Genomic DNA, 24,162 nt, shown 5'->3' with positions numbered 1-24,162 from the left:
CCACACTCCGCCCCCCCCCCTCCCTCGCTTTTCCATTGGGGGCCGGGGGCCGCGGGCGGGGGGGGGGGGGGGGGGGGGGGGGCGGGGGCCCCCCCCCCCCCCCCCACCCCGGGCCCGCCAATCAGCCGAAAGTACGCCTGATTTCCGGACGATCGGCCAGCTCAGAACGGGCCGTTCTATCGATGAGCCGCCACCGCCTCAGTCCGCACAATCGGGGTTATGAGCGACGAGATCACGACGGTACGCCCCCCTTTCCGGCAATCCCCTCAAGGCGGCCGGCCGACGGATGATCGGCGCAGAGCAGGGACTCGCGCTACAACCCCGTCCACGCGGGCAGGATGGCTCGTGCCCACCGCGCTGATCTTGCTCAGCGCCATTCCCGTGGCGGCCGGAGCCTTCCGCCTGACCCAGTTGACCGGCGGTGCGGCGATCACGCCGGAGAACGCTCGGTTCTTCGCGATGCCCCTGCCCGTGGTGCTGCACATCATCAGCGTCACTGTGTACAGCCTTCTGGGGGCGTTTCAGTTCGCCTCCGGGTTCCGCCGCCGGAGGCCGGGGTGGCATCGCGTCGCCGGGCGGGTGCTGGTGCCATGTGGATTCGTCGTAGCGCTGACGGGTCTGTGGATGACCCTGTTCTATCCCCGCCCTGCGGGGGATGGTGGTCTCGTCACCGGCTTCCGGCTGGTGTTCGGCACGGCCATGTTGCTGTCCCTCGGCCTTGGCCTCGCCGCGATCCGGCGGCGGGACTTCGCCCGGCACCGCGCCTGGATGATGCGCGGGTATGCGATCGCACTGGGTGCGGGGACGCAGGCGCTGACCCACCTGCCGTGGTTCCTGTTCTTCGGCACACCTGGCGAGCTGCCCAGAGGGCTGCTCATGGGCGCTGGGTGGGTGATCAACGTCGCCGTGGCTGAATGGATCATCCGTAGGCGACCGGCCAATGCACGCCGAGTTAGTTCTTGATGCGGTTGGTCTCATACGCCCACATGGCGATCTCGACGCGATTGCGGGCGCCGAGTTTGGCCATCAGGCTAGCGATGTGGGATTTGACGGTGCTGAGGGAAATGTGCAGCTGATCGGCGATCTCGCTGTTGGTTCGGCCACGTGCCACGGTGGTCAGGATCTGTTCTTCTCGCTCGGTGAGCGCCTCGATGGGGTGGACCGGTGGTGCGGTCGGTCCGGCGCGGGTGAAGGCGCCGAGCAGTCGTGCGGTGATGCTCGGGGCGATGAGCGCGTCGCCGTTGGCGGCGGCGTGGACGGCCTGGGAGAGCAGCTCGGCGCCGGCGTTCTTGAGCAGAAAACCCCGGGCGCCGGCTCTCAGGGCGGCGTAGACGTACTCGTCCAGGTCGAACGTGGTGATGACGACGACGGCCAGAGGGTCCTCGACGGTCGGCCCGGCCAGGGACCGGGTGGCTTCGATGCCGTCAAGGACGGGCATGCGGATGTCGAACAGGCACACGTCGGGGCGTAGGCGCCGGGCGAGCTCGACGGCTCGCCGCCCGTCGGCGGCCTGGCCGATGACCTCGATGCCCGGCTGGGCGTCGAGGATCATCATGAGGCCGGTGCGGACGATCTCCTGGTCGTCGGCGACGATCACGCGGATGCTCATGGGGCCGATCCGTTTCGAGGGAGTACGGCGGTCACGCTCCAGCCTCGATCGGGGTTCGGGCCGGCCACGCAGGTGCCGCCGAGCAGGTCGGCGCGTTCGATCATGCCGATGAGTCCGTAACCCGGCGACGCGGCCGGGCGGATGAGGCTGCCGTCGCCGTCGTCGCTGACGCGCAGGTGCACCGAGGTGTCGTCGGCGGTCAGGCGGACCTGGACGCGGGTGGCGTGACGCGCGTGGCGCCGGGCGTTGGTGACCGACTCCTGGGCCAGGCGGTAGATCGCGGCACCGACCGAGGGGGGCAGGTCGTCGACGTCGCCCGAGATCTCCACGTCAACGGAGGGACCGGAGCCGCCTGGGCCGGCGAGCTGTTGGAGATCGGTGACCCGCCGCCCGGGCGCCAGGCCGGCCGGCTGGTCGCGGCGTAAGACGCGGACCATGGCGCTCATCTCGGCCAAGGCGCGCGCCGCCTCCGCCTCGATCACCTGCAGCGCCTCGGTCGCGGCGCTCGGTCGCGACGCCGAGGTGGCCAGACCGGCCTGCGCGCGGATGGCCATCGCCGAGACGTGATGAGCGATGGTGTCGTGCAGGTCGCGGGCCAGCTGTTCGCGTTCGAGCAACTTGACCTGGTCGAGCTCGCGCATCCTGGCCTTGGCCCGGTAGCGGAAGGCCACGCCCAGGGCGCCCACCAGGAACACCACGGTGACCCCGCCGACGGCATCGCTGGGACCGGGGTAGTCGGAGACCATCGAGAAGCAGATCTTGACCAGGATGATCGTCGACCCGATCACCGCATCGCGTCCGGATCCCCACCGGAACAAGGAGTAGGCCAGCAACAGCAGAAACGCCATGGTGTACGTCTCTGGCGAGTAGCCGCCCGTCAGCAAGGGGACCGGGGTCATGGCACCGAAGGCGATCACGATCATCAGCAGCGGTCTGCTGCGACGCCACAACAACGTCGTCGCCAGCCCGACAGTGACGATCACCGAGAGGGCCCGCCACGGAAGATCCGGCCGCAACGCTCCTTCGAGCACCGCGACCGCCACCAACACCCCCACCAGCGCCCAGTCCCGCCACCCCCGCGGCGCGGGGTTGGGAGGACGGGGCTCGTCCCACACCGAACGAATGAGACCGCGCACAGGGTCATGGTACGAGAGCCGGTGCCACTCCGGATCAGCCCCAGGTACGACAAGCACATGTCGCGAGACGCCCCAAGACCGGCGCGGCCCTCGGCTACAGCGGGTGGGGCAGGGCGTTTCCCGCCCGGTGAGCGTCGTGCGCGCAGGTGAGTTGTCTTGGCGAGGGCTTGGTCAATCCTCGTCTGCGGGGAGGGCGAAGAGGCGGATGTACAGGGGGCGGGCGTCCGGGGGTGCGTCCTCGGCGCGGTGGCTGTACCTCAGGAGCAGGGCGATGTACTCCTCGTAGAACTCGGCGAACTCCTGCTTCGTCATTCGGCCCAGGCCGCGTGATGCCTTCGCCCAGTCCGGGTCGCGGTGGTAGGCGGCGGGGAAGCGCTCGAAGAGCACGCGGTCCTCGTCCATGCCGATCCGGTGGAATTCGGCCAGCACCGGGCGGTCCTCGGGGGCGAGTTGGTCCGGGGTGGGCGCGCGCATGTCTCTCGGGGCTTCGGGGGCGCGGCGCCACCAGCGCTCCCTGCCGGTCGAGCGTTCGGGGATCTCCTCGATGAAGCCGTACTTCTCCAGCTGGCGCAGGTGGTAGCTGGTCGTGCCGGTCTTGGCGTCGAGGAGTTCGCCGAGGGTGGTCGAGGTCGCGGGGCCGTGCACGTTGAGGTGGCGCAGCATGAGCCGGCGCATCGGATGGGCGAGGGCCTTGAGCCTCGCCGGGTCGTCGAGCGTGAACGCCTCGTCATCCTTCATGAGGAGCAGCCTATCCTCCTGCCGAACGATATCTGCAGAGAAGCCTTTGCCGAGATGTCTCTGCAGAGTAGCTTCGGCATATGAGACGGATTCTTGCTGGAGCGGCGGCAGCGGCCATGGCCCTGTGTCTGCTCGTCCCGCCGGCTGTCGCGGTGGCCGAACCATCACCGCTCGTCGTACCCCCTGATCTGAGCGCGGCCGAGGTGAGCTTCCGGGGTAGCGGCGGGCTCGACCTGCACGGCACGGTGCTGACCCCGGCTGGGGCGAAGGCCGACCGGCCGGGGATCGTGCTGGTGCACGGCGCCGGCACCGGAACGCCCCGTAAGCAGCTTCTGGGTGAGGCGGTCGAGTTCGCCCGCCGGGGGCTGTCCGTGCTGATCTACGACAAGCGATCAGTGGGCTACTCGCTCTTCACCCGGTCCTACTCGCAGCTGGCCGACGACGCGCTCGGCGCCGTGGCCGCGCTGCGTGCGCGGCCGGGCGTGGATCCGGCGAAGGTCGGGTTGTGGGGGCTCAGCGAGGGCGGCTGGGTGGTGCCGATCGCGGCCTCTCGCTCGAAGGAGGTCGCCTTCATCGTGCTCGTGGGCGCCAACGGGCTGGCACCGTTGCGGCAGCAGACCTGGGCGGTGGCGGCCGGGCTGCGGAAGGCGGGGGTGTCGGGGTCGCTCGTCGAGCGGGCCGAGCCCAAGCTGTACACGGCGATCGCCGACGGCGGCATGTTCCCCGAGCCCTACTACGATCCCGCGCCGACCATCGCCAAGGTGCGCCAGCCCGTCCTCGGCATCTGGGGCACGAACGACCTGCTGACCCCGCCCAAGGAGACCCCGCCGGTGTTCGCCGGGGCGCTCGAAGCGGGCGGGAATCGGCACTACACCTTCCAGTTCTTCCCCGACGCCGATCATGCCGCACACCAGACCCCTGACGGCGGCGTCACCCGGCTGAAGGAGCTCGCCCCCGGCTACGCCGATCTGGTCGGCTCCTGGGTGAAGGACGTGACCGGCGGCAAGCCGCCCACGGCTCAGACGAATGGACCGGCCCCCACGCAGGCGTCGCTGACCATTCCGATGGATCCTCCGGCCTGGTGGGAGTCGGCCTTTATGCAGGTCGTGGCCTTGCTGGTGTTCCTGGTCGGGTTCGGGGCCTACCCGGTGGTCGCGCTGGCGCGGCGGCTTCGCCGCGCTTCCCAGGCGCCGGTGTCCAGGGCCGCCCGGCTGGTGAGCGCGGGCGGGTTCGGGGTGGTGCTCGGGGCGTTCGCCTACCTGTTCTACGTGGTCATGACCGGTGGCAAGCTGGCCGCTCCCGGGCCCATGGTCGCGGGTCATCCGGTGATCTGGCTGGTGTTGCAGCTCCTCGCGGTGGCCTGCGTGGTCGCCACCGTCCGTACGGCGCTGGCCTGGCGCCGGGTCCGCGCCACTGTGCAGCGAGGAGAGAGGGTACGGCTCGGGCTCCTGCTCGCCGGTGGGGCGGTGTTCCTCCCGTGGGCCCTCTACTGGGGGCTGCTGCTTCCGTGAGGGGCGGTTCGCCATTCGATGTCCTGTTCCGCGCCGCGTACCCAGGTCGCGTAAAGCGATGGGCGGCCGGGCCGGGTCACCTCGAACAGATAGGCGTCCGGCACGTCGACCCGCCGGACGCTCTCGGCGCCGTCGAGGCGCGCGGCCAGCTCGGCGAAGGCGTCGGCGCTCGGATGACGGGCACCGAGTGTCTCGCCGTCGGACTCCAGCAGCATCAACTTCGAGAACACCAACTGCAGCATCTCGAGATGGGCCATGGGCGCGTCCGCGTCGGGGCCGAGTTGCCAGCAGACCGTGCGCCGCACGCCGCAGGACATCGCCAGGAGGTTGCGGACCACCAGGTCGCGCGCGTTGATCCGATGCCGCTCGGCCTCCAGCTCCGGTGGGCAGCCCGTCATGAACATCTGCAGAGTTGGCGGCAGCTCGCTCATCCGCGCGTACAGCCGCTCCATCGCCTCCCGGGCGGGTGCGGCGGATGCCCGGCCCGCCCTGAAGTCCGCAGTGGTGAAGGTGTGCCAAGGGGTCATGGCGCCGGAGTTCATGACGTCGGCCAGGTGCTCCATCACCTCCGGATACTGGAAGAGGAGCGGGCCGTTGTACTCCCCGGCCAGGATGGGCTTCTCGGGGCCGGACGAGCGCATCACGGTGCGGATGTCGTCGATGGTGTCGGGAATCAGGTACGGGTCGCCGTACAGGTGGATGTCGAAGACGTCGTAAGCGCCCTCGGCGACGAGCCGCAGGAAGAAGTCCCGCTCCTCGTCGGGGGTCTCGGGGGCGGGGAAGACGCCGGGCGGGCAGCCGCCGAGCACGACGTCGGCCCGTGGGTCGGCGCTCTTGACCGCCCGGTGGAACAGGGCCAGCAGGTCGAGGTACTCGGTGGCGGTGCCGCCCCAGAACAGCGGGATGCACGGCTCGTTCTCGCACTGCCAGTAGCGCACGCGGCCGGCGCAGTGCGTTACCAGGGCGCGCAGCATCGCCTCGTACGCGGCGGGGTCGGTGGGCGGTGAGCCGGGGAGCAGGTCGGTCGACCTGGTCGAGCCCCAGGGTGAGGCCGCGCAGATCATGAACCACAGCTCGGTGTCGTCGTCGAACTGGTCCAGGACCGCGTCCACCGCGCTCCAGTCGTACTGGCCCGGCTCGGGTTCGAGCTGCGACCAGTAGAAGAACATACGCAGCAGCCCGGCGCCGAGGTCGCGGGCCTGCGGGGCGAACGTGTCGGGCTTGGCGACCAGGCCGTACTGGATGCCGCGGGCCACGCCCATCCGGATGCTGTCGGTCGATGTCATGAGTTGTCCCTTCGGAGGAGGTTGTCCTCTGACCATGGCGGCGCCCGCTGGTAGGTCGCTGTTGTCCCGCTGTCAGGCCGCTGGTGGCGGCCCGCGGCCGGGCTTCGGACCCGGCCGCAGGTCGCGCGGTCAGGCGGAAGAGACGTTCAACGCCGTACGCAGGAACTCCAGCTGGTGCCGCAGCAACCCCTCCACAGCCGCCTCGGCGGTCGGCATGTGCGTGGCCCCTGACAGCGGGAGCACCTGGTGCGGGCGGCCCGCCGCCAGCAGCGCCGCCGACATCCGCAGGGTGTGCGCGGCCACCACGTTGTCGTCCGCCAGGCCGTGCACCAGCAGCAACGGGCGGCGCAGCCGGGCCGCGTCGCCGATGGGCGAGGAGTGCTCGTAGTTCTCCGGTTCCTCGTCCGGGTGGCCCAGGAACCGCTCCCGCCAGTGGGTGTCGTACAGCCGCTGGTCGCTCGGCGCCGCCCCCGAGACGGCGGCGTGGAACACCTCCGGCATGCGCAGCACCGCCGCCGCCGCGAGCGTGCCGCCGTAGCTCCAGCCGCGGATGCCCACCCGGCCCAGGTCGAGGTCGGGGCAGTGCTCGGCGGCCGCCCGCAGCGCCACGACCTGGTCTTCGAGCGGCGCGGTGAGCGTGTCGCCATGGACGGTCTTGTCCCAGGCGGGGCCGCGTCCCGGAGTGCCACGGCCGTCCGCCGTCACCACCGCGAACCCGTGCTCGGCGAACCACTGCGACTCGGCCAGCCACCAGTGCCGGGCCCGGGTCACCAACTGCATCGCCGGTCCCGCGTACGGCGCCATCAGCACCGGCAGCGGACCGGAGCCCGGCCGGTGCCAGGAGGGCAGCAGCAACGCGGTACGGATCTCCCGCTCACCCGCCCGCGACCACGTGACGCGCGGGACGATCAGCGGCTCGGCCTGGAGCGAGGCGATCTCCACGTCGGGCCGCCCGTCACGCACCACACGGAAGGAGTGACCGGCCTCGGTGTGCGAGGCGAGCAGCAGCGCGCCACCCGTCTGAACACCGGCCAGGGCGCCGCCCGCCCGCACACCGGCCGGCGCGCCGCTCGCCCGCTGGCCGGTGTGCAGTCCTGGCCCGTCGCTCAGCCGTACGGGTCCGCGCTCCGCGTCATACGTCCACAGGTGCTGCTCGGTCGGCTCGTCATTCGCGGTGAAGAGCACAGATTCGCCGGAGACGTCCACGACCGAGCGGATCTGCAGCCCGTCGGGGGTGACCGGACGGCCGTCCACGAGCAGCCGCCGGGTCCCGTCCAGGTCGGCGGTGTGCACCAGCGCACCGGACGCCGTACGTGCGGGCGTGCCCGCGATGAGCTGGACCCAGGCGGCGTCGCGCTGCTCGTGGAGCGGCTTCGTCCGGCCCGTGTCCGGATCGGCGGCCAGCACCCGCAGCGTGCGCTGGTCCCGGCTCTGCACGCCGATCAGCGGGCCGTGCGTGTCCCAGCCGGCGGTGGCCACGTACTCGTACGCGGCCCGATCCCAACGCACCTCCACGCAGCCGCCGTCGAGGTCGAGCACGTGTAGCGTGACCTCGGCGTTGGCCGTCCCGGCCGCCGGGTAGGCGATCTCGTGGGGCGGCCGGGACGGGTTGGCGGGATCGGCGATCCACCAGCGTTGTACGGGACGGTTGTCGACCCTGGCGGCCAGCAGCCGGGTGCCGTCGGGCGACCACCAGTAGCCGCGCGTCCGGTCCATGGATTCGGCCGCCACATGCTCGGCCAGCCCCCAGACCACCTCCGGGTCCTCGGGTACGGCCAGCCGCCGGTCACGCCCGTCGGCCAGCTCTACGACGTGCAGCGCGCCACCGGTCACGTAGGCGACCCGGCTCCCGGTGGGGTCGGGCCGGGGATCGACCACCGGCCCGGCGGTGGGCACGGGCCGTGCCTCGCCGCCTTCGATGTGCACCGCCCACAACTGTCCGTCAACGGCGAAGGCGATGGTACGTACGGCGGCATCGGCCGCATAGGCGACGACCCCGGTCGCCCGCTCCCGAGCCCGCTCCCGCCGAATCCGCTCCGCCTCTGGAACGGCCCCGTCCGCCCCGAGCGTCTCCGGCGCCACGACCAGTCGCTCACCCATCTCGTCGACGACCCACAGACAGCTGCCCCGATCCTCACCCCCGCGAGTCCGGAGGAACACGACCCGGCGGCCATCGGGCGACAGAGTGAAGGCCCGGGGCACCCCGAGCGAGAACCGCTGGGTGCGGGCGAATTGACGTGGAAATCCCTTGGTATCCATAAAAGAGACTCTGCACCGGACTACCAGGAACAGTGGGGGAGTGAATTGCGCGGGGGAGACTCGCCGGCGCCGGGGATCGATCGATCCAGTGGGTACTTTAGCAGGCGGGCTCCAGGTCAGGCGTTGACGGAGAGCTCCCACAGACGCGCCGCGGCCGCCGGGTCGAGGGCGTAGGAGGCGACTCCGTGGCGGGCCGAGTGCGTGTCGTTCGGCAACGCCTCGTTGCAGTCCTCGAAGTAGCGGCCGGTGACGCCGTCGAGCAGCGGCGACGCGGCGGCGAGCACCGACGTGGCCGCCCCCTGCTCGGTCGTCTTCCACCTGAAGTCCTCGCCGGAGGAAGCGGCGGCGGCGCGCAGCCGGTCGAGCTCCTCGTCGGAGACGTACCGCTGGAGGTTCGTACGGATGCCGCCCGGCATCAGCGCGTTGACGGTGATCCCGTCGTCCGCCCAGCGCCGCGCCGCCTCCACCGCGAACAGCACGTTCGCCGTCTTGGACTGCCCGTACGCCGACCACGGCTCATAGGCGCGCTCACGGAAGTTGATGTCCTCGAAGACGACCGGGGAGCGCAGGTGCGCGGTGGAGCTGACCGAGACCACCCGGGCGCCGCCGGCCGCCGCGAGCGCGGCGTGCAGGCCGGTGGCCAGGGCGAAGTGGCCGAGATGGTTCGTGGCGAACTGGAGCTCCCAGCCGTCCGGCGTGTGCGCCTCGGGGCAGGCCATCACGCCGGCGTTGTTGACCAGCATGTGCAGCGGGCCTTCCCAGGCGGTCACGAACGACGTGACCGTGCCGCGGTCGGCGAGGTCCAGCGGGGCGACGAAGATCTGCTTGTTGCCGGTGGTCGCGACGATGTCCGCGGCGGTCGCGGCGCCCGCGTCGAGGTCGCGCACGGCGAGGGTCACCTCCGCGCCCGCCGCGGCGAGCGCGCGGGCGGTCTCGACGCCGATGCCGGACGCCCCGCCGGTGACGATGGCCCGCCGGCCGCTGAGATCGACGCCTTCCAGCACCTCGGCCGCGGTGGATTGGGCGGTGAACGGGGTGGTGATGCGGGTGTTCGCAGTCATGATTCCCAGTCCTGTCAGGGATGCGGTAGGAGAGCCCCAAACGGTAAGATGTGAAACGGAGGAGCCTCCAATTAACTCCGACTGTATTCGGAGTCTCCTCCGTTTGGCAAATCTCGCCCCCGAAATCCACAGGAGTCACCGTGCAGGCCGGATCCCGACCGCTGCGCGCCGACGCGCGCCGCAACCGCGATCGGCTGCTCGACGCCGCCGTGCGCGCCTTCTCCCACGAGGGCCCCGAGGTGACGCTCGACGCGATCGCCAAGGACGCGGGCGTGGGCATCGGTACGCTTTACCGGCATTTCCCCACCCGCGAGGCGCTCGTCGAGGCCGCGTACCGCAACGAGCTCACCCGGCTGTGCGAGGCCGCGGCGAGCCTGCTGCGCACGATGCCGCCCGACCAGGCGACCCGCGCCTGGATGGATCGCTTCGTCGACTACATGACGACCAAGCGCGGCATGGCCGACGCGCTGCGCGCGGTCATCGCCTCCGGCGGCAACCCGTTCGCGGAGAGCCGCGACCGGATGGTCGGCGCGATCGGGTCGCTGCTGGCCGCCGGGGCCGCCGCGGGGACCGTGCGTTCGGACGTCGAACCGGACGACGTGCTCGCCAGCCTGGGCGGCGTGGCGCTGGTCGTCGGCGAGGACGAGCAGCGCGACCGGACGGGCCGCCTGCTCGACCTGCTGATGGACGGCCTGCGCTACCGCCGCTAGCGGCTCGCTATTTCACGTTGATCTTCGTCATCATCCCCATCGCGCGGTGATTGTCCACCGGGCACCACAGGTCGTACATCCCCTTCTTCAGCGTGACGGAGAGCTTCGTCGTCTTTCCAGCTGGGACGATGCTGGAGGTCGAGTCGACCCCGGGCCCCTTGATCGACAGGCCATGCGAAGCTGTCCCCGCATTGTGGATCGTGAAGGTGTAGGCCCCTGCCTTGAAGTCGGTCGTCGAGAGCGTGAGAGAGAACTCCCGCTCGGTCACGGTGACAGACGTATCGCGAGCCGCAGTCGTACCCGCGCCGACCGTTGTCAGCGTCAGCGCGGCGGCCACGAGCCCGATCACCAGACGGGGCGCACTTCTGGAACGAATCGCAGCGGACATGATCGCCAACCCTTCATCGCGGCATCGATGTCAGCCATGGCAGTCTCCGTATGCCCGGACCCGCGTAACGCCAGACCCGCGGGCTTGCCGCCATCATTTGACCTTGTCACCAGCGTCAACGTTTATCGTCGATCCCCGACCACCGACGAACGGACGCCCCGGCATGAGCAAGGACCGCGACACTCTTCTCAAGTACGACCAGAGCTTCTTCGACGCCTTGGTGGCCAACGACCTCGACCGGCTGACGGAGTTGCTGGCGGACGACTTCCTCCTGGTGGGGGTCGAAGATGGGGCGGTCGCCACCAAGCAGGTCATCCTCGACCTGGTGGCGTCCGGGTCCCTCCGGTTTCCGCGGATCGACTCGTTTCCCGACGAGGCGATCGTCCGTTTTCATGGGGAGGTGGGCATCGTCGTGGGACGTACCGGCATGAACTTCACCAGCCCCGAAGGTGCCACGTTCAGTGCCGGGAGCCGTTACACCCACGTGTACACCGCCGACTCCCATGGTTCCTGGCGCCTCACCTCCGCCCAGGGCACCGCGATCAAGGGCTGATCCGGCTACCCCACAAGTGTGGCGGCGCAGCTGGTGACGAGGTCCTCCGCGTAGGCGGGAATCGGGCGGCCCGAGCTCTGGTGGCGGCGGACCGTGGCGTACGGCAGGTCGACCGTGGCCAGGAACAGCTGCTCGACCTCCTGCGGCTCGCGCCTGTCCAGCCGTTCGGCCAGGGCGCGGACGGCGTTGCGGACCCGGCGGTCGCTGCGTTCCAGGCGTTCGCGGGCCTCCGACGGCCAGTTGGGTTCGTCGAAGTCCGCCGGGCCGTACAGCAGGATGTGAGCTTCGTGCGGATGCGCCCGGCTCCAGGCGACCACGTGGCGCGCGGCGGCGGGGGCGGCCCGCGCGGCGGGCTCGGTGTTGAGCGCGGACAGGAAGCCGATCTGGAAGCGGTCGACCGTGCGCAGCCACAGAGTGGCGAGCATGGAGGAGCGGCTGGGGAAGCGGTGGTAGATCGAGCCGCTCGGCGCGCGGGCGGCACGGGCGACCGCCGCCACGGTCACGGTGCTCGGGCCGCTCGCGGCCACCAACTCGGCGGCCGCGTCGAGCAATCGGTCAACGTCATGGCGAGGCGGTCGTCCCATGCCGTCGAGCGTATAGGGACAGACTGAAGGGTTTCTGGGGAGTTAATCGCCTTCTGTCTTGGTCATCGCCCTGATGGTCTTGGTCATGTTCGCCCGTAGCCGGGCCAGCCGCTCCTCGAGGATGGCGCTCGCGTCACCGGGATTGTTGAGTATGGCCTGACGCAGCCCGGTGTTCCCGTACGCGTGGACGAACGTGTGCTTGATGATGGTTTGTCCGGAGTCGGGGGTCAGGTCGTAGCTCCACAACGAGGCCCGCCATCCCTCGCCGTCGAGCGCCGCCCAGGCGAACCGCCTGCCGGGTTCCACTTCCGTGACCTCGCAGGTCACGGAAGTGGTCTGGCCGTTGGGGAACCGGTTGCGTCCCTCGAACCTTCTCCCGATCGCAGGGCCGTCTCCATCGTCGAGCCAGGTCGCGCCCGTACACTCCGGGCTCCACTCGCCGATGCGCGAGACGTCCGTGATCAGTTCCCACATCTCCTCGGGCGAGTTGTCGACCCGGACCACGACTTCCGTGGTGGCTCCCGTCACGGCGTAATCGGCCTGGAACGCCCGCACCTCCACGGTTCCGAACCTGGCCGCCGGATGCTTGGCCGCGACTTCCACCGCCTCCTCCAGGCTCGCGCACTCGAGGATGTCGAAGCCGCCGACCTGCTCCTTCGTCTCCACGAACGGCCCGTCGCCGACCAGTACGCGCCCATCGCGGACGCGTACGGACCGCCCTTCCGAAGCGGGCCGCAGCGCGTGCCCTTCCAGCCGGACACGGCGCCGGTCCATCTCCTCGACCCACTCTGCGGCCCCGCCCTCTTCCGCGCTCACCTCGATGGACGGATCCGCGCAGATCAGCAGCAGATATTTCACCAGATGACTCCTTCTGCTCGTCGTTTCACCCCAACGACGAACGGCTCCCTCACAAACCGACAAGTGGACAGCGATATAGCGGGCAACTCATATTGGACGGGGTCAACATCCCCCACACCGGAGGTCTGTATGGACGTGCGTCTGGACCATCTCGTCTGCTGGGTCTCGGACCAGCTTCGCGCGCTCGACTTCTACGAGCAGGTCATCGGCCTGCCCGGGGTACGTGCCGAGGAGTTCAGGGACGGCAAGGCGCCGTTCCCCAGCGTACGGGTCTCCGGTGACACGATCATCGACCTGATGCCCCAGAACGCGGCGAAGCGCGTCGACGAGGGCACCGGCGTCAGCGGCAGCGCCGGTCATCCAATCAACCACTTCTGCCTGGCGCTCGCCCGCGACGACTTCGACGCGCTCGAAGCCAGGCTGACCCGCAACGGCGTGGAGGTCACCGGCACCGGCTCCAACTCGTTCGGTGCCAAGGGCATCGCGCCGGGCGTGATCTACTTCTCCGACCTCGACGGGAACGTGATCGAAGCCCGCTACTACGACTGAGGCTCAAGGACGCGGCCGGGCGCAAACTGTCGGCACGATTTGCTACACAAGACGGCATGGGTGTGAGCGTCGACGAGTTCCTCAAGCTGCTGGACCGGTTGCCCGAGGCGCGCCTGGGCGATCACGGTGGCACCTGGGTCAGCCTCAAGGTGCGTGACAAGGGCTTCGGTTATCTGTGGGAGGAGACCGAGACCGTTGGGCTCAAGGCGACGATCGAGGAGCAGATGGCGCTCGTCGCCGAACGGCCCGAGGTGTTCGAGATCCAGTTCACCGCCGGCCGGTTCGGGTGGGTGGTGGTGCACCTGAAGCGGATCGACGCTGACGAGCTGTTCGAGCTGGTCGCCGAGGCGTGGTGCTTGACGGCGCCCAAGGAACTGGTCGCCCCCTTCGAGGCTGCTCATAAAATCGGGCAATAGGGCGTAAAACCAGTTGGAAGTCGCGGTTAGGATCAGGCACCGTGACAGATATGGACATCGAGCTGCGCGAGTGGTGCGCGGACGACGCTCCTACCGTGCTGCGCGCGTTCCAGGCGCCGGACATGGCCGGTCAGGCGTCGTGGCCGATCGTCTCACTCCAGGACGCGGTGGGCTGGATCGCGTCCTGGCCCGGCGCGGGCCACGCGTTCGCTGTCACGCTCTCCGGCCAGGTCGTGGGCAACGTCGCGGTGACGGGCATCGACGGCCACGACAACGGCTGGGTCTCCTACTGGACGGTGCCCGAGGCCAGGGGCAGGGGTGTCGCGGCGGCGGCCGTGGTCGAGCTGACCCGCTGGGCCTTCCGCGAGCGCGGCCTCTATCGGCTGGAGCTGGGCCACCGCATCAACAACCCGGCCTCGTGCCGAGTGGCCACCAAGGCGGGCTTCCGTCCTGAGGGCATCGAACGCCAGAAGCTCCGCTATGACGGCCGCCGCTACGATGTCGAACGCCACGCCCGCCTCGCCACCGACTGACCTGCCACCGACTGCCTTCCATCGCCGACTGACCCGCCATCGCCCACCACCGCGGAGGGCTGGGACTGTGGGACGGAGAGTGCCGAATAGCTCGCGCCTGGTCATGGGTGGGCGAGCTGATCTAGGCTCGGGGGGTGGACAGCGAGAGCTCGGCCGCGGCCGGCCTGCTGGCGGCACTGAGCCGGGCGGCGGAGATTCTCGCCGAATTACACCACCCGTTCGTCCGGAGCCAGCCCTTCTCCTATTTCTTTCCGCCCGCCGGCGTACGGACCGGGACCGCGTTCACCCTCCCCGACGGCCGTGAGCTCAGCTTCGCCGTCTCCATCTCCGCCGTCGACGGCGAGTTCCACGTCGACGGGGTGATCTCCGTCGAGGGTGACGTACTGCTGGGGCTGCCGCGCAAGACCACGTCCAGCATCCACGACGGGCTCGCCGTGCTCGACGACTATGCGGGCGAGCTGGCCGCCCCGGCCGGGCAGCTCATCGACCAGCAGTTGGACAATATTGTCTGACTGTCTGACAATTATAGACATGAAGAACGGACCTTTCGCCGTCATCGGTGCTTCCGTGCTCTGGGGGACGGCCGGTACGGCGGGGCTGCTCGTCTCGGCCGACTCGATCGCCTTGGCCGCCGCCCGGCTGGTCATCGGCGGCACAGCGCTCGCCCTGGTCGGCCTGTTCGCCGGAGCTGGAGCTGGAGCGGGAGTTGGGCGGGGCCCGTTGGTCACGCCCAGGCAGCCGGTCACTCCCAGGCTGCCTCTGGCCCTCAGGTTGCCGGTGACTCCCGGGTTGCTGGCCGCCGCCGTTGCCGTCGCCGTGTACCAGTTGTGCTTCTTCGCCGCGGTCGCCCGCACCGGCGTGGCCATCGGCACAGTCGTCGCGATCGGCAGCGGGCCCGTCTTCACCGGGGTGCTCTCCTGGTTGCTGCACGGTGAGCGGCCGAGCCGGCGGTGGGCCATGGCCACCGCCGCCGCGGTCTGCGGGTGCGCCGCCCTGATCGTGGGCGGTGGCGCGCAGGCGGGCGGGCAGATGGTGTCCGGGGTGCTGTTCGCGCTGCTCGGCGGGCTGCTGTACGCGTTCTACGCCGTCACCGCCGCTCGGGCGATCAGCACCGGCGCCTCGTCGAACGCGGTCATGGGGGTGATGTTCGGCGGCGCCGCCGTCATCATGGTGCCGGTCCTGCTCTGGCGGGGCACCGAGTGGCTGGCCGAGCCGCGCGGGCTGCTCGCCGCCCTGTACCTCGGCGTCGGCGCCACCGCTCTGTCTTACTTCCTGTACGGCCGAGGACTGCGCACCACACCGGTGGCCACGGCCGCCACACTCGCCCTGGCCGAGCCGGCGGTCGCCGCGCTGCTCGGGCTGGTGGTGCTCGGCGAACGGCTGACCCCGGTGTCCATCGCCGGGCTCGTTCTTCTGGCGATCAGTCTGGTGGTCGTGGCCGTACCAGAAAAGCGGCCATCCGAAAGGCCGCTCGCGGAGAGGCCGGCGGCTGAGGAGGCGCGGGCGGTCGCGGGGGGAACGGTGTGTCCCGATGAGGCGTTAGAGTCGCAGCCGTGACGTTGCCGCTCAGACCCGTCTCCGCGGTCGGCGCGCTCGCCGACGCGCTGCGCCGCAGGGTGCTCTCCGGCGAGATCGAGCCGGGTACGGCGCTGCCCGAGCAGGAGCTCGCCGCCACCTACGGGGTGGCCAGGCCCACGGTCCGGGAGGCCCTGGCTGTGCTGGTGCACGAAGGGCTGCTCAGACGTGAGCGCAATCGCAGTGCCTATGTCCCCGAGGTGACGATCGCGGACCTCGACGATCTCATGTACGTACGCCGGCCGCTGGAGGGCCTGATGGCCACGGCGGTGGCGGGGCGGCGGGTGCCGGAGGCGGAGGCGGCGCTGGTTCGGATGGACGCGCTGCCCGCCGACGCGCCGTGGTCGGAGTCGGTGGCCGAGCACATGGCGCTGCACCAGGCGCTGATCGAGGCCGTGGGCAGCCCGCGGCTCGAACGGCTCTACGGCGCGCTGGCCGCGGAGACCCGGCTCGGCCTGGTCCGGCTGCGTGAGGTCTACGAGGACAGGGACGTGCTTGTACACGAGCATCGAGAGCTGCTTGACGCCATCGCCGACGGCCCGGCCGATGCGGCGCGGGCCGCGGTGGTCGCCCACCTCAGCCACACGTGGGGCGGCGACGCATCCCCCCGAGTCGAGACCGACCCCCATAACGAGACCGACCTTCCGTAACGAGACCGGCCGCTTCCGAGCCTCTACTGAGTCGCTGCTGGCCCTCTGCCGGGTCGATCTAGCGATGGAGATCCGCACCCAATATCGCGAACTCTTGCGGCGGGACCCCAGAAGTCGCAAGAATCGCGGCCATGCACGGCAACCCGATGCCGGACTCCTACGTGTACGTCACGGAAGAGGGCGTGACCCGTCACTATGCGGACGGGAGCGTCGAAGCCCTTGCCTGGGAGGACGTGGTCGAGGTCCGTGTGGTGACCGAGTCAGGAGAGGACGTCCTCTATATCCTGCTCGACCGCGACGGCGAAGGCTGCGTGGTACCCAGGTCGGCCACCGACGCCACGTTTCTGGCGCGTCTGCGCTATCTGCCCGACTTCGACCTCGACCGGCTGCACATCGCCGCCGAGTCGGCACATGACGGAGTCGTGGTCGTCTGGCGGAGCCCCGATCCGCCATCCGCACTGCCGGATCTGGAATATGACTAGCCGCGTCATATTCCGGCAACCTGCTGAAATGTTGCCATAAACCGCACATTTGCCGACGTGTCGATCTGCACTTTTGGATCGTTCCGTCAACCCCTTCTCCGCCCCGAGTTCCGTCCGGTTGTGGACATTTAACGGTATATCGCTTGTCGGAGTGGATCTTTACTCTTTAGTGGGGGCCGCCGCCCTTGATTGTGCATGGGGGACTTGTCAACCCATGAGGTTCAAGGAACGTCATGTTCTTGCGGTGCACAAAAGTTTTCAGGGTGGTGCTATGAGGGTGGGGACTGAGGAGTCCGATGTCGTACTCCTCGAGGCCGTACCACGTCACGCGTCAAGTATCTGGACGCGTGCGTACTTACGGCTTCTGTGGGGTGGCGACACGGCGTGCGCGCTGGTCGCGTGCGTCTGCGTGCTGGGCATCCGCCTCTTGTCCGGCGCGTACGTTCCGTTGGCCGAGTTCGTACTAGGAATCGGCCTGATCATCGCCTGGCCCTTCGCGTTGGCGATGGGTGGCGCGTACCGGCAGCGCGCGCACGGCGAGGGCACTGAGGAGTTCAGGGCCGTCTTCAACGGCGGCGTCGGGTTGATGGCCGCGGTCGCGATCGGCGCCTACGCCACGCAGACCGTCGTCGCGCGCAGCTTCGTCATGGCGATGCTGCCGCTGGCGCTTCTGTCCACGTTGTACTTCCGCTACAGGATGCGAAAACGGCTGCACAGCCGGAGAGTGGTCGGCGACTACATGCGCGAGGTCATCGCCGTCGGCCATCGCGAATCCATCCTCGACCTGGTCATGCAGTTCCGCCGTCAGCCGTACCACGGCATGCGGGTCATAGGCGCCTGCCTGCCACCGGGCCGGATGGACGTCGACCTCGACGGTATCCCGGTGCTGGGCTCGTTCGGTGACGTCGCCGAGGTGGTGTACCGGATGGGGGCCGACGCGGTCGCCGTCACGGCCTGCCCGGAGTTCGACGGGTCGGCGCTGCGAAGGCTGGCGTGGAGCCTGGAGACCGCGCGTACTGACCTGTTCGTCGCGCCCGCGCTCATGGATGTCGCCGGCCCGCGGATCAGCATCAGGCCGGTGGCGGGGATGCCGCTCCTGCACGTGGAGCATCCCGAGTTCGACGGCGCCAGGCAGATCGTCAAGACCATCTTCGACCGGCTCGTAGCGGGAGCCGCGTTGCTGCTCATGGCCGTGCCGCTGCTGGCGATCGTGCTGCTGATCCGCCTCACCAGCCCGGGCCCCGCGCTGTTCACCCAGACCCGGGTCGGCAAACGCGGCAAAGAGTTCCGTGTCCTGAAATTTCGGACCATGGTGGAGGGCGCCGAGAAGCTCAGAGGCGCGCTCCTCGATGCCAACGAATTGGACGGGGTGCTCTTCAAGATTAGGAACGATCCAAGGATCACGCCGGTAGGCGCTTTCCTGCGTAAATACTCGCTCGACGAGCTCCCCCAACTGGTGAATGTGGTGCGCGGCGACATGTCGCTCGTCGGCCCCCGGCCGCCGCTCCCGGAGGAGGTCGCCAAGTACGGCAGCGACGTCCGCCGCCGCCTGGTCGTCAAGCCGGGCATGACGGGACTCTGGCAGGTCAGCGGCCGCTCGAACCTGAGCTGGGAGGAGTCCGTACGCCTCGACCTGAGGTACGTGGAGAACTGGTCCCTCATCCTCGACCTCCAGATCCTCTGGAAGACCTGGTCCGTCGTCACCCGTGGAGAAGGGGCTTATTAGCGGTGAAAGCACTCGTGCTGGCCGGAGGGTCGGGCACACGGCTACGGCCCATCACCCACACCTCGGCCAAGCAACTCGTGCCCGTCGCCAACAAGCCGGTGCTGTTCTACGGCTTGGAGGCGATCGCCGAGGCGGGGATCAGGGAGCTCGGACTGGTCGTCGGCGACACGCATGCCGAGATCGAGGCGGCCGTAGGCGACGGCTCCGCGTTCGGCCTGCAGGTGACCTATCTGCGCCAGGAGGCGCCGCTGGGCCTGGCCCACGGCGTGCTGATCGCCCGCGACTTCCTCGGTGACGACGACTTCGTCATGTACCTGGGCGACAACTTCATCGTGGGCGGCATCAACGGCCTGGTGGACCGGTTCGCCAGGGAGCGGCCCGCCGCACAGATCATGCTCACCAGGGTCGGCGATCCGCGCCAGTTCGGGGTCGCCGAGCTCGACGCCGCCGGCCGGGTGGTCGGCCTGGAGGAGAAACCCGACCGGCCCAAGAGCGATCTCGCGCTGGTCGGCGTCTACCTGTTCAGCCCGGCCATCCACGCCGCCGTGGCCGAGCTCAAACCGTCGGGGCGCGGCGAGCTGGAGATCACCGACGCCATCCAGTGGCTGATCGAGTCGGGGCTGCGCGTCGAGTCCTCGGTGATCTCCGGCTACTGGAAGGACACCGGCAACGTCACCGACATGCTGGAGGTGAACCGGCTCGTGCTGGAGTCGCTCGACCGGCGGGTGAGCGGCCAGGTCGACCAGGCCAGCGAGCTGATCGGGCGGGTCGTGGTGGAGCCGGGCGCCGTGGTCGAACGCTCGCGCGTCGTGGGCCCGGTGATCATCGGCCCCGGCGCGCGGGTACGGGACAGCTATGTCGGCCCGTTCACCTCGATCGGCGCCGACTGCGCGATCGGCCGCAGCGAGATCGAATACTCGATCGTGCTGCCCCGAGCCTCCATCCAGGGTGTCGGCCGGATCGAGTCGTCGCTCATCGGCCACGACGTCGAGGTGACCCCCGCTCCGGACACCCCCAAAGCCCACCGCCTCGTGCTGGGCGATCACAGCAAGGTGCAGATCAGTTCATGACAAGGATTCTGGTGACGGGTGGGGCCGGCTTCATCGGCTCGCACTTCGTCCACGGGCTGGCCGACGCGGACGTGACCGTGCTCGACAAGCTCACCTATGCCGGCAACCGGGCCAACCTCGAAGGGAGGCCGCACACCTTCGTCCACGGTGACATCTGCGACGCCGAGCTGCTCGGCGAGGTGGTGCCGGGCCACGACCTGGTGGTCAACTTCGCCGCCGAGTCGCACGTCGACCGGTCGATCGACGGCCCGGCCGAGTTCATACGCACCAACGTGCTCGGCACCCAGACGCTCCTGCAGGCGTGTCTGGAGGCCGGGGTGCCGAAGGTGGTGCACGTGTCGACCGACGAGGTCTACGGCTCCATCGACCACGGCTCATGGGAGGAGTCCGCGCCGATCCTGCCGCGCTCCCCGTACGCCGCGTCGAAGGCGGGCGGCGACCTGGTCGCCCGCGCGTACGCGATCACGTACGGGCTCGACGTGTCGATCACCCGGTGCGGCAACAACTACGGCCCGAGGCAGTACCCGGAGAAGGTCATCCCGCTGTTCGTCACGAACCTGCTGCGGGGCGAGCGGGTCCCGCTCTATGGCGACGGCGGGAACGTCCGCGACTGGATCCACGTCGCCGACCACTGCGCGGGCATCCGCCTGGTGGCCGAGAAGGGCGCGCCCGGCGAGGTCTACCACATAGCGGGCACCGCCGAGCTGACCAACAGGGAGCTGACCGAGCGGCTGCTGGCGGCGTGCGGCCGGGACTGGAGCATGGTCGAGCCCGTCGAGGACCGCAAGGGCCACGACCGCCGCTACTCGCTCGACGACACCAAGCTGCGCGCGCTCGGCTACCGGCCGGAGATCCCGTTCGAGCAAGGGCTCAAGGACACCGTCAGCTGGTACGCGAGCAACGCGGCGTGGTGGGGAGCTTGAAGCCGAACACCTTGCTCACCTCCGCGCTCTGGGCACTGCTGTCGCCGTTCGCCGGCTGGGCGGTGCTCCGCGTGGCGGGTTGGGAGCCCAAGCTCAGGTGGTCCCAGCTCGTGTCGTTCACCCCCTACGCCGCCGCGGGTTCGCTGGTGCCGCTGGCACTGGCTCTGGCGCTGCGCAACCGGCCCGCCACGTACGCCGCGCTGGTGGTGGGCGGGCTGCTGGCCTCGGTGGTGCTGCCGCGCGCGGTGCCGCAGGGCGTCCCCGAGGCGGCGGGGCAGCCGCTGCGCGTGATGACCGCGAACCTGCGCGTGGGCTCGGTGCCCGCCGAGGCCCTGATCGGCGCGGTCGAGCGGAGCCGTCCCGACGTGCTCACCCTCCAGGAGCTCACGCCGGACCTCGCGGCGCGACTCGACCGGGGCGGCCTGCGCGCCCTGCTGCCGTACCACCTGGAACAGCTGGGCACGGCCGTCTACTCGCGCTTCCCGCTGCGTCCTGGACTCGGCTTCGCGGCGGGCCAGTGGCAGCACGTCGGCGGCCTGCTGACGCTGCCCGACGGTTCGGAGGTGGACGTCGTCGGCGTGCACGCGTGCGCGCCGGCCGGCGGCTGGCTGGCGGGATGCTGGGCGCAGAGCATCCGGGTCCTGCCGCCGGCGGTGGCCAAGCGGCCCCGCGTCCTGGCCGGCGACTTCAACTCCACGCTCGACCACGCGGTGCTGAGGGAGCTGATCGCCACCGGCTATCAGGACGCCGCGTCCGTCACCGGGAAGGGACTTGTCATGACCTGGCCGTACTACGGGCGCTCAGCCCTCGTCCCCAAGGTCGCCATCGACCACGTGCTGGCCTCCGAGGGGGTGGTCGTGCGCTCGTTCGAGACGCTCGCCCTCCCGCGGACCGACCATCGCGCCACGGTCACCGACCTGGTGCTGAGGCGGCGCGCATGAGGTGGGTGATCACGGGTGCGGGCGGCATGCTCGGCACCGACCTGACGGAGCTGCTGCGGACCATGCCGGGGATGCGGGTCCGCCCGTTCACCCGGTCCGAGCTGGACCTGTGCGACGCCGGTGCCGTCGCCTGGGTGCTGCGCGCGGCCAGGCCCGACGTGGTGGTCAACTGCGCCGCGTGGACGGCCGTCGACGACGCCGAGACGCGCGAGGAGGAGGCCCTGGCGATCAACGGGACGGCCGTGTCCGTCCTCGCCCGGGTCGCCGCCGATCTGGGCGCCCGGCTGATCCAGCTCTCCACCGACTACGTCTTCGACGGCGCCGGGGACGGGCCGTATCGGGAGAACGCCCCGACGGGGCCCATCAACGCCTACGGCAGGACCAAGCTCGCGGGCGAGCACGCGGCTCTGGAGCACGGTCACCACGTGGTGCGTACGGCCTGGCTCTACGGCGCCCACGGCCGCAGCTTCGCCCGCACGATGGTCGGCCTGGAAGCCTCCCGGCCGACCGTCTCCGTGGTCGACGACCAGTTCGGCCAGCCCACCTGGACCGGTGACCTGGCCGAGCGGATCGTCCAGCTCGGCCGGGCGGACGCCCCGCCCGGCGTCTACCACGGGACGAGCGCCGGGCGGACGAGCTGGTACGACTACGCGAGAGAGCTCTTCTCCCTGCTCGGGGCCGATCCCGGCCGGGTCGAACCCATCCCGAGCACGGCCCTGCGCCGGCCCGCCCCGCGCCCCGCCAACAGCGTGCTGGCGCACGGGAACTGGCAGGCCGCCGGGCTGCCGCCGATGCGGGAGTGGTCCATCGCCCTACACGCGTCCTGGCCGGCCCTGCTGAGGGCCTGGGGCGCTCGCGTAGTGGGCCAGGCAGTCGGCGTAGGAGGGGAGTAGACCTTGTTCGGTCGCTTCCGCCAGCGTGGGTGCCGCGGCGTCCTTGTCCGAGAGGATCGGCTCGATGCCCTCCGGCCAGTCGATGCCGAGGGCCGGGTCCAGCGGATGGATGCCGTGCTCGCGCCGCGGGGCGTACGAGGTGGAGCACAGGTAGATCACGGTGGCCGACTCGCTGAGCGTGAAGAACGCGTGGCCGAGCCCTTCGGCCAGGTAGACCGCCTGCCGCGAGACGTCGTCCAGTTGCACCGACGCCCACTGGCCGAAGGTGGGCGAGCCGGTTCTGAGGTCCACCGCGACGTCGAGGACGCTGCCGGAGACGCAGGTGACGTACTTGGCCTGGCCGGGCGGCACGTCCGCGTAGTGGAGGCCGCGCAGCACGCCCCTGGCCGAGACCGAGCAGTTGGCCTGGGCGAGGTCCAGCGGGCGGTCGAGCTCGTCGCTCCTGAACCACTCCAGGAACTGCCCGCGACCGTCCTTGTGGATACGCGGGCTGAACAACCAGGCGCCGTCGAAACCGAGGGGATCCATGAGCCGGATCCTGACATAGCAGGAACGTTCCCACCAGAGCGTGTAACGCGTGAGATGGCAGTCGCGAAATGCCAGTTGATTGAGGCATGTGGTCCTGAGCGGGGTCAGGATCACCATCCCGATCAGTACGTTTCCGGGAGCCAGCAACCCATCCCGCCCCACGCACGGCCTCGCAAGACCTACGAGGGGAGATCGGTTCGACTCGCACCATGCACGTGTAAGGGGCAAGCCCAGATGACCACGGTATTCACCGGCAGCACGATGAACGACGAGGCGCGACGCGAGAGGATCTTCCAGGGCGATGTCTTCGTCTACACGGCCTCGCCCGCGTCCCGCGAGCTCGTGTCCTTCGCCCGCGAACTGGTCGCCGAGACCTTCGGCGGCGCCGATCCCACCACCGCCCAGCACAGCATGCCGGTCGAGCGGTTCGCCGCGCTGCTGGCCGACGTCAAGCCGCGCTTCATCCATCATCCGAGGTGCAAGGAGCTCATCGCGGTCCTGCTGGACGAGCTGGGCTTCGCGCCGGACGAGACCTACTTCGACGTGCCGCGGTTACGGACCTCGACCTCCGATGGCTACCTCGACTCGGGCATCTCCTACGCCTACCACGCCCACCGCGACTGCTGGTACTCGGCGCCGTTCAACCAGGTCAACTGGTGGATCCCCGTCTACGACGTGGTGCCGGAGAACGTCTTCGCCCTGCACCCGGAGTACTTCACCCAGGCCGTGCGCAACGGCAGCGGCCGCTACGACTACGCCTCGTGGGTCAGGACGGAGCGCCCGTCGGCCGCCCAGCACATCTACAGCGACACGCGCGAGCAGCCGAAGCCGGAGGAGGATCTCGACCTGTCCGGCGAGCTCAGGTTCGTCATGGAGCCGGGCGGGGTGCTCCTGTTCTCGGGCGCCCAGTTGCACTCGACCGTACGCAACACCTCGGGCGTGACGCGCTTCAGCATCGACTTCCGCACCGTCCACATCGACGACGTCAGATCACGCAAGGGCGCGCCCAACGTGGACGCGGCGTGCCTGGGCACCACTCTGCGCGACTTCATGCGCGCCGGGGACCTGGCACGCATCCCGGAGGAGCTATCGGCGGAGTACGAGAAGGAGGCCGTGGCTCACCTGGAGCGAGCCAACGGTAGTTCGGACTGAATTTCACACATCGGGAGGGGACCATGGCTCG

Annotated in this window: 27 protein-coding genes; 17 read left to right on the top strand and 10 right to left on the bottom strand. The window is 69.8% G+C overall.

Going from position 1 to position 24,162, the window contains the following annotated elements; genetic code table 11:
• The first annotated feature begins 345 nt into the window (after nucleotides 1-345).
• A complete protein-coding gene (locus AB0J16_RS51775; RefSeq protein WP_358554181.1) occupies nucleotides 346-963 on the top strand; it encodes a DUF2306 domain-containing protein in 618 nt (205 codons plus the stop codon).
• Here the strand turns inward: AB0J16_RS51775 and AB0J16_RS51770 are convergent.
• The 3 genes from AB0J16_RS51770 to AB0J16_RS51760 form a co-directional block, all read right to left on the bottom strand.
• The gene (locus tag AB0J16_RS51770; RefSeq protein WP_358554178.1) at nucleotides 953-1,609 is read right to left on the bottom strand and encodes a response regulator transcription factor; all 657 of its coding nucleotides are present in this window, start codon (nucleotides 1,607-1,609) and stop codon (nucleotides 953-955) included. The two genes, AB0J16_RS51775 and AB0J16_RS51770, sit on opposite strands and share 11 nt — an antisense overlap.
• Nucleotides 1,606-2,745 carry a histidine kinase gene (locus AB0J16_RS51765; RefSeq protein ID WP_358554175.1) on the bottom strand — a complete coding sequence of 380 codons (1,140 nt, stop codon included), beginning with the start codon at nucleotides 2,743-2,745 and terminating at the stop codon, nucleotides 1,606-1,608. Before AB0J16_RS51765 ends, AB0J16_RS51770 begins: the two co-directional genes overlap by 4 nt.
• A 171-nt stretch (nucleotides 2,746-2,916) precedes the next feature.
• The gene (locus tag AB0J16_RS51760; protein WP_358554172.1) at nucleotides 2,917-3,483 is read right to left on the bottom strand and encodes a helix-turn-helix domain-containing protein; all 567 of its coding nucleotides are present in this window, start codon (nucleotides 3,481-3,483) and stop codon (nucleotides 2,917-2,919) included.
• An 80-nt stretch (nucleotides 3,484-3,563) separates the two neighbouring features.
• Here AB0J16_RS51760 and AB0J16_RS51755 point away from each other — a divergent pair, with 80 nt between their 5' ends.
• Nucleotides 3,564-4,994 carry a prolyl oligopeptidase family serine peptidase gene (locus tag AB0J16_RS51755; protein ID WP_358554169.1) on the top strand — a complete coding sequence of 477 codons (1,431 nt, stop codon included), beginning with the start codon at nucleotides 3,564-3,566 and terminating at the stop codon, nucleotides 4,992-4,994.
• Here the strand turns inward: AB0J16_RS51755 and AB0J16_RS51750 are convergent.
• The 3 genes from AB0J16_RS51750 to AB0J16_RS51740 form a co-directional block, all read right to left on the bottom strand.
• Complete coding sequence (locus tag AB0J16_RS51750; protein WP_358554166.1) at nucleotides 4,970-6,280, bottom strand: hypothetical protein; 1,311 nt, start codon at nucleotides 6,278-6,280, stop codon at nucleotides 4,970-4,972. The two genes, AB0J16_RS51755 and AB0J16_RS51750, sit on opposite strands and share 25 nt — an antisense overlap.
• Nucleotides 6,281-6,409: 129 nt before the next feature.
• On the bottom strand, nucleotides 6,410-8,539 hold the full coding sequence (locus AB0J16_RS51745; protein ID WP_358554163.1) for a prolyl oligopeptidase family serine peptidase: 2,130 nt from the start codon (nucleotides 8,537-8,539) through the stop codon (nucleotides 6,410-6,412).
• Nucleotides 8,540-8,655: 116 nt separating this feature from the next.
• Complete coding sequence (locus AB0J16_RS51740) at nucleotides 8,656-9,600, bottom strand: SDR family NAD(P)-dependent oxidoreductase (protein WP_358554161.1); 945 nt, start codon at nucleotides 9,598-9,600, stop codon at nucleotides 8,656-8,658.
• Between the two features lie 140 nt (nucleotides 9,601-9,740).
• On the opposite strand from AB0J16_RS51740, the gene AB0J16_RS51735 reads away from it, so the two are divergent.
• Complete coding sequence (locus AB0J16_RS51735; protein WP_358554158.1) at nucleotides 9,741-10,310, top strand: helix-turn-helix domain-containing protein; 570 nt, start codon at nucleotides 9,741-9,743, stop codon at nucleotides 10,308-10,310.
• A gap of 7 nt (nucleotides 10,311-10,317) precedes the next feature.
• Here AB0J16_RS51735 and AB0J16_RS51730 read toward each other — a convergent pair whose 3' ends face one another.
• A complete protein-coding gene (locus AB0J16_RS51730) occupies nucleotides 10,318-10,698 on the bottom strand; it encodes a cupredoxin domain-containing protein (RefSeq protein WP_358554155.1) in 381 nt (126 codons plus the stop codon).
• Nucleotides 10,699-10,861: 163 nt separating this feature from the next.
• Here AB0J16_RS51730 and AB0J16_RS51725 point away from each other — a divergent pair, with 163 nt between their 5' ends.
• Entirely contained in the window at nucleotides 10,862-11,251 is a 390-nt protein-coding gene (locus tag AB0J16_RS51725) for a nuclear transport factor 2 family protein (protein WP_358554152.1), read from the top strand.
• 5 nt (nucleotides 11,252-11,256) lie between these two features.
• On the opposite strand, the gene AB0J16_RS51720 is transcribed toward AB0J16_RS51725, so the two are convergent.
• Both AB0J16_RS51720 and AB0J16_RS51715 read right to left on the bottom strand, forming a co-directional pair.
• A complete protein-coding gene (locus AB0J16_RS51720; RefSeq protein WP_358554149.1) occupies nucleotides 11,257-11,835 on the bottom strand; it encodes a TetR/AcrR family transcriptional regulator in 579 nt (192 codons plus the stop codon).
• A 42-nt stretch (nucleotides 11,836-11,877) separates the two neighbouring features.
• Complete coding sequence (locus AB0J16_RS51715) at nucleotides 11,878-12,693, bottom strand: SRPBCC family protein (protein WP_358554146.1); 816 nt, start codon at nucleotides 12,691-12,693, stop codon at nucleotides 11,878-11,880.
• Nucleotides 12,694-12,822: 129 nt separating this feature from the next.
• Between AB0J16_RS51715 and AB0J16_RS51710 the strand changes: the two genes are divergently transcribed.
• The 12 genes from AB0J16_RS51710 (at nucleotide 12,823) to rfbD (ending at nucleotide 22,451) form a co-directional block, all read left to right on the top strand.
• The gene (locus AB0J16_RS51710; protein WP_358554143.1) at nucleotides 12,823-13,242 is read left to right on the top strand and encodes a VOC family protein; all 420 of its coding nucleotides are present in this window, start codon (nucleotides 12,823-12,825) and stop codon (nucleotides 13,240-13,242) included.
• Between the two features lie 56 nt (nucleotides 13,243-13,298).
• Nucleotides 13,299-13,658 carry an MmcQ/YjbR family DNA-binding protein gene (locus AB0J16_RS51705; RefSeq protein WP_358554140.1) on the top strand — a complete coding sequence of 120 codons (360 nt, stop codon included), beginning with the start codon at nucleotides 13,299-13,301 and terminating at the stop codon, nucleotides 13,656-13,658.
• 50 nt (nucleotides 13,659-13,708) lie between these two features.
• Nucleotides 13,709-14,191 (top strand): GNAT family protein, encoded by a 483-nt coding sequence (locus AB0J16_RS51700; RefSeq protein WP_358554195.1) that lies wholly within the window; start codon nucleotides 13,709-13,711, stop codon nucleotides 14,189-14,191.
• A 134-nt stretch (nucleotides 14,192-14,325) separates the two neighbouring features.
• Entirely contained in the window at nucleotides 14,326-14,703 is a 378-nt protein-coding gene (locus AB0J16_RS51695) for a hypothetical protein (protein ID WP_358554137.1), read from the top strand.
• Nucleotides 14,704-14,722: 19 nt separating this feature from the next.
• On the top strand, nucleotides 14,723-15,748 hold the full coding sequence (locus tag AB0J16_RS51690) for an EamA family transporter (protein ID WP_358554134.1): 1,026 nt from the start codon (nucleotides 14,723-14,725) through the stop codon (nucleotides 15,746-15,748).
• Complete coding sequence (locus AB0J16_RS51685) at nucleotides 15,745-16,416, top strand: GntR family transcriptional regulator (protein ID WP_358554131.1); 672 nt, start codon at nucleotides 15,745-15,747, stop codon at nucleotides 16,414-16,416. The genes AB0J16_RS51690 and AB0J16_RS51685 overlap by 4 nt, the downstream gene beginning before the upstream one ends.
• 131 nt (nucleotides 16,417-16,547) lie before the next feature.
• Nucleotides 16,548-16,898: a hypothetical protein gene (locus tag AB0J16_RS51680; RefSeq protein ID WP_225298795.1), complete on the top strand. Its 351-nt coding sequence runs from the start codon at nucleotides 16,548-16,550 to the stop codon at nucleotides 16,896-16,898.
• A gap of 271 nt (nucleotides 16,899-17,169) precedes the next feature.
• Nucleotides 17,170-18,624 (top strand): sugar transferase, encoded by a 1,455-nt coding sequence (locus tag AB0J16_RS51675; protein ID WP_358554128.1) that lies wholly within the window; start codon nucleotides 17,170-17,172, stop codon nucleotides 18,622-18,624.
• A 2-nt stretch (nucleotides 18,625-18,626) separates the two neighbouring features.
• A complete protein-coding gene (locus AB0J16_RS51670) occupies nucleotides 18,627-19,694 on the top strand; it encodes a glucose-1-phosphate thymidylyltransferase (protein ID WP_358554125.1) in 1,068 nt (355 codons plus the stop codon).
• Nucleotides 19,691-20,617, top strand: coding sequence for a dTDP-glucose 4,6-dehydratase (rfbB, locus tag AB0J16_RS51665; protein WP_358554123.1), 927 nt, complete (start codon nucleotides 19,691-19,693; stop codon nucleotides 20,615-20,617). Before AB0J16_RS51670 ends, rfbB begins: the two co-directional genes overlap by 4 nt.
• Complete coding sequence (locus AB0J16_RS51660) at nucleotides 20,614-21,558, top strand: endonuclease/exonuclease/phosphatase family protein (protein WP_358554121.1); 945 nt, start codon at nucleotides 20,614-20,616, stop codon at nucleotides 21,556-21,558. The genes rfbB and AB0J16_RS51660 overlap by 4 nt, the downstream gene beginning before the upstream one ends.
• On the top strand, nucleotides 21,555-22,451 hold the full coding sequence (gene rfbD / locus AB0J16_RS51655; protein ID WP_358554118.1) for a dTDP-4-dehydrorhamnose reductase: 897 nt from the start codon (nucleotides 21,555-21,557) through the stop codon (nucleotides 22,449-22,451). Before AB0J16_RS51660 ends, rfbD begins: the two co-directional genes overlap by 4 nt.
• On the opposite strand, the gene rfbC is transcribed toward rfbD, so the two are convergent.
• Complete coding sequence (gene rfbC / locus AB0J16_RS51650) at nucleotides 22,371-22,979, bottom strand: dTDP-4-dehydrorhamnose 3,5-epimerase (RefSeq protein WP_358554115.1); 609 nt, start codon at nucleotides 22,977-22,979, stop codon at nucleotides 22,371-22,373. The genes rfbD and rfbC overlap by 81 nt on opposite strands.
• A gap of 234 nt (nucleotides 22,980-23,213) precedes the next feature.
• On the opposite strand from rfbC, the gene AB0J16_RS51645 reads away from it, so the two are divergent.
• Nucleotides 23,214-24,131, top strand: a complete 918-nt coding sequence (locus AB0J16_RS51645) for a hypothetical protein (protein WP_358554113.1) — start codon at nucleotides 23,214-23,216, stop codon at nucleotides 24,129-24,131.
• The last annotated feature ends 31 nt before the right edge of the window (nucleotides 24,132-24,162 follow it).

The sequence above is a fragment of the Nonomuraea sp. NPDC049750 genome (assembly GCF_040659625.1).
Classification (GTDB): Bacteria; Actinomycetota; Actinomycetes; order Streptosporangiales; family Streptosporangiaceae; genus Nonomuraea.
This window is presented reverse-complemented; position numbering and strand designations above follow the sequence as displayed.

Coding starts and splice junctions, on each gene's coding strand:
- AB0J16_RS51770 (WP_358554178.1), bottom strand. CDS start 1,609: ATGAGCATCCGCGTGATCGTCGCCGACGACCAGGAGATCGTCCGCACC.
- AB0J16_RS51760 (WP_358554172.1), bottom strand. CDS start 3,483: ATGAAGGATGACGAGGCGTTCACGCTCGACGACCCGGCGAGGCTCAAG.
- AB0J16_RS51755 (WP_358554169.1), top strand. CDS start 3,564: ATGAGACGGATTCTTGCTGGAGCGGCGGCAGCGGCCATGGCCCTGTGT.
- AB0J16_RS51750 (WP_358554166.1), bottom strand. CDS start 6,280: ATGACATCGACCGACAGCATCCGGATGGGCGTGGCCCGCGGCATCCAG.
- AB0J16_RS51745 (WP_358554163.1), bottom strand. CDS start 8,539: ATGGATACCAAGGGATTTCCACGTCAATTCGCCCGCACCCAGCGGTTC.
- AB0J16_RS51740 (WP_358554161.1), bottom strand. CDS start 9,600: ATGACTGCGAACACCCGCATCACCACCCCGTTCACCGCCCAATCCACC.
- AB0J16_RS51730 (WP_358554155.1), bottom strand. CDS start 10,698: ATGTCCGCTGCGATTCGTTCCAGAAGTGCGCCCCGTCTGGTGATCGGG.
- AB0J16_RS51725 (WP_358554152.1), top strand. CDS start 10,862: ATGAGCAAGGACCGCGACACTCTTCTCAAGTACGACCAGAGCTTCTTC.
- AB0J16_RS51720 (WP_358554149.1), bottom strand. CDS start 11,835: ATGGGACGACCGCCTCGCCATGACGTTGACCGATTGCTCGACGCGGCC.
- AB0J16_RS51710 (WP_358554143.1), top strand. CDS start 12,823: ATGGACGTGCGTCTGGACCATCTCGTCTGCTGGGTCTCGGACCAGCTT.
- AB0J16_RS51705 (WP_358554140.1), top strand. CDS start 13,299: ATGGGTGTGAGCGTCGACGAGTTCCTCAAGCTGCTGGACCGGTTGCCC.
- AB0J16_RS51700 (WP_358554195.1), top strand. CDS start 13,709: ATGGACATCGAGCTGCGCGAGTGGTGCGCGGACGACGCTCCTACCGTG.
- AB0J16_RS51690 (WP_358554134.1), top strand. CDS start 14,723: ATGAAGAACGGACCTTTCGCCGTCATCGGTGCTTCCGTGCTCTGGGGG.
- AB0J16_RS51680 (WP_225298795.1), top strand. CDS start 16,548: ATGCACGGCAACCCGATGCCGGACTCCTACGTGTACGTCACGGAAGAG.
- AB0J16_RS51675 (WP_358554128.1), top strand. CDS start 17,170: ATGAGGGTGGGGACTGAGGAGTCCGATGTCGTACTCCTCGAGGCCGTA.
- rfbB (WP_358554123.1), top strand. CDS start 19,691: ATGACAAGGATTCTGGTGACGGGTGGGGCCGGCTTCATCGGCTCGCAC.
- rfbD (WP_358554118.1), top strand. CDS start 21,555: ATGAGGTGGGTGATCACGGGTGCGGGCGGCATGCTCGGCACCGACCTG.
- rfbC (WP_358554115.1), bottom strand. CDS start 22,979: ATGGATCCCCTCGGTTTCGACGGCGCCTGGTTGTTCAGCCCGCGTATC.
- AB0J16_RS51645 (WP_358554113.1), top strand. CDS start 23,214: ATGACCACGGTATTCACCGGCAGCACGATGAACGACGAGGCGCGACGC.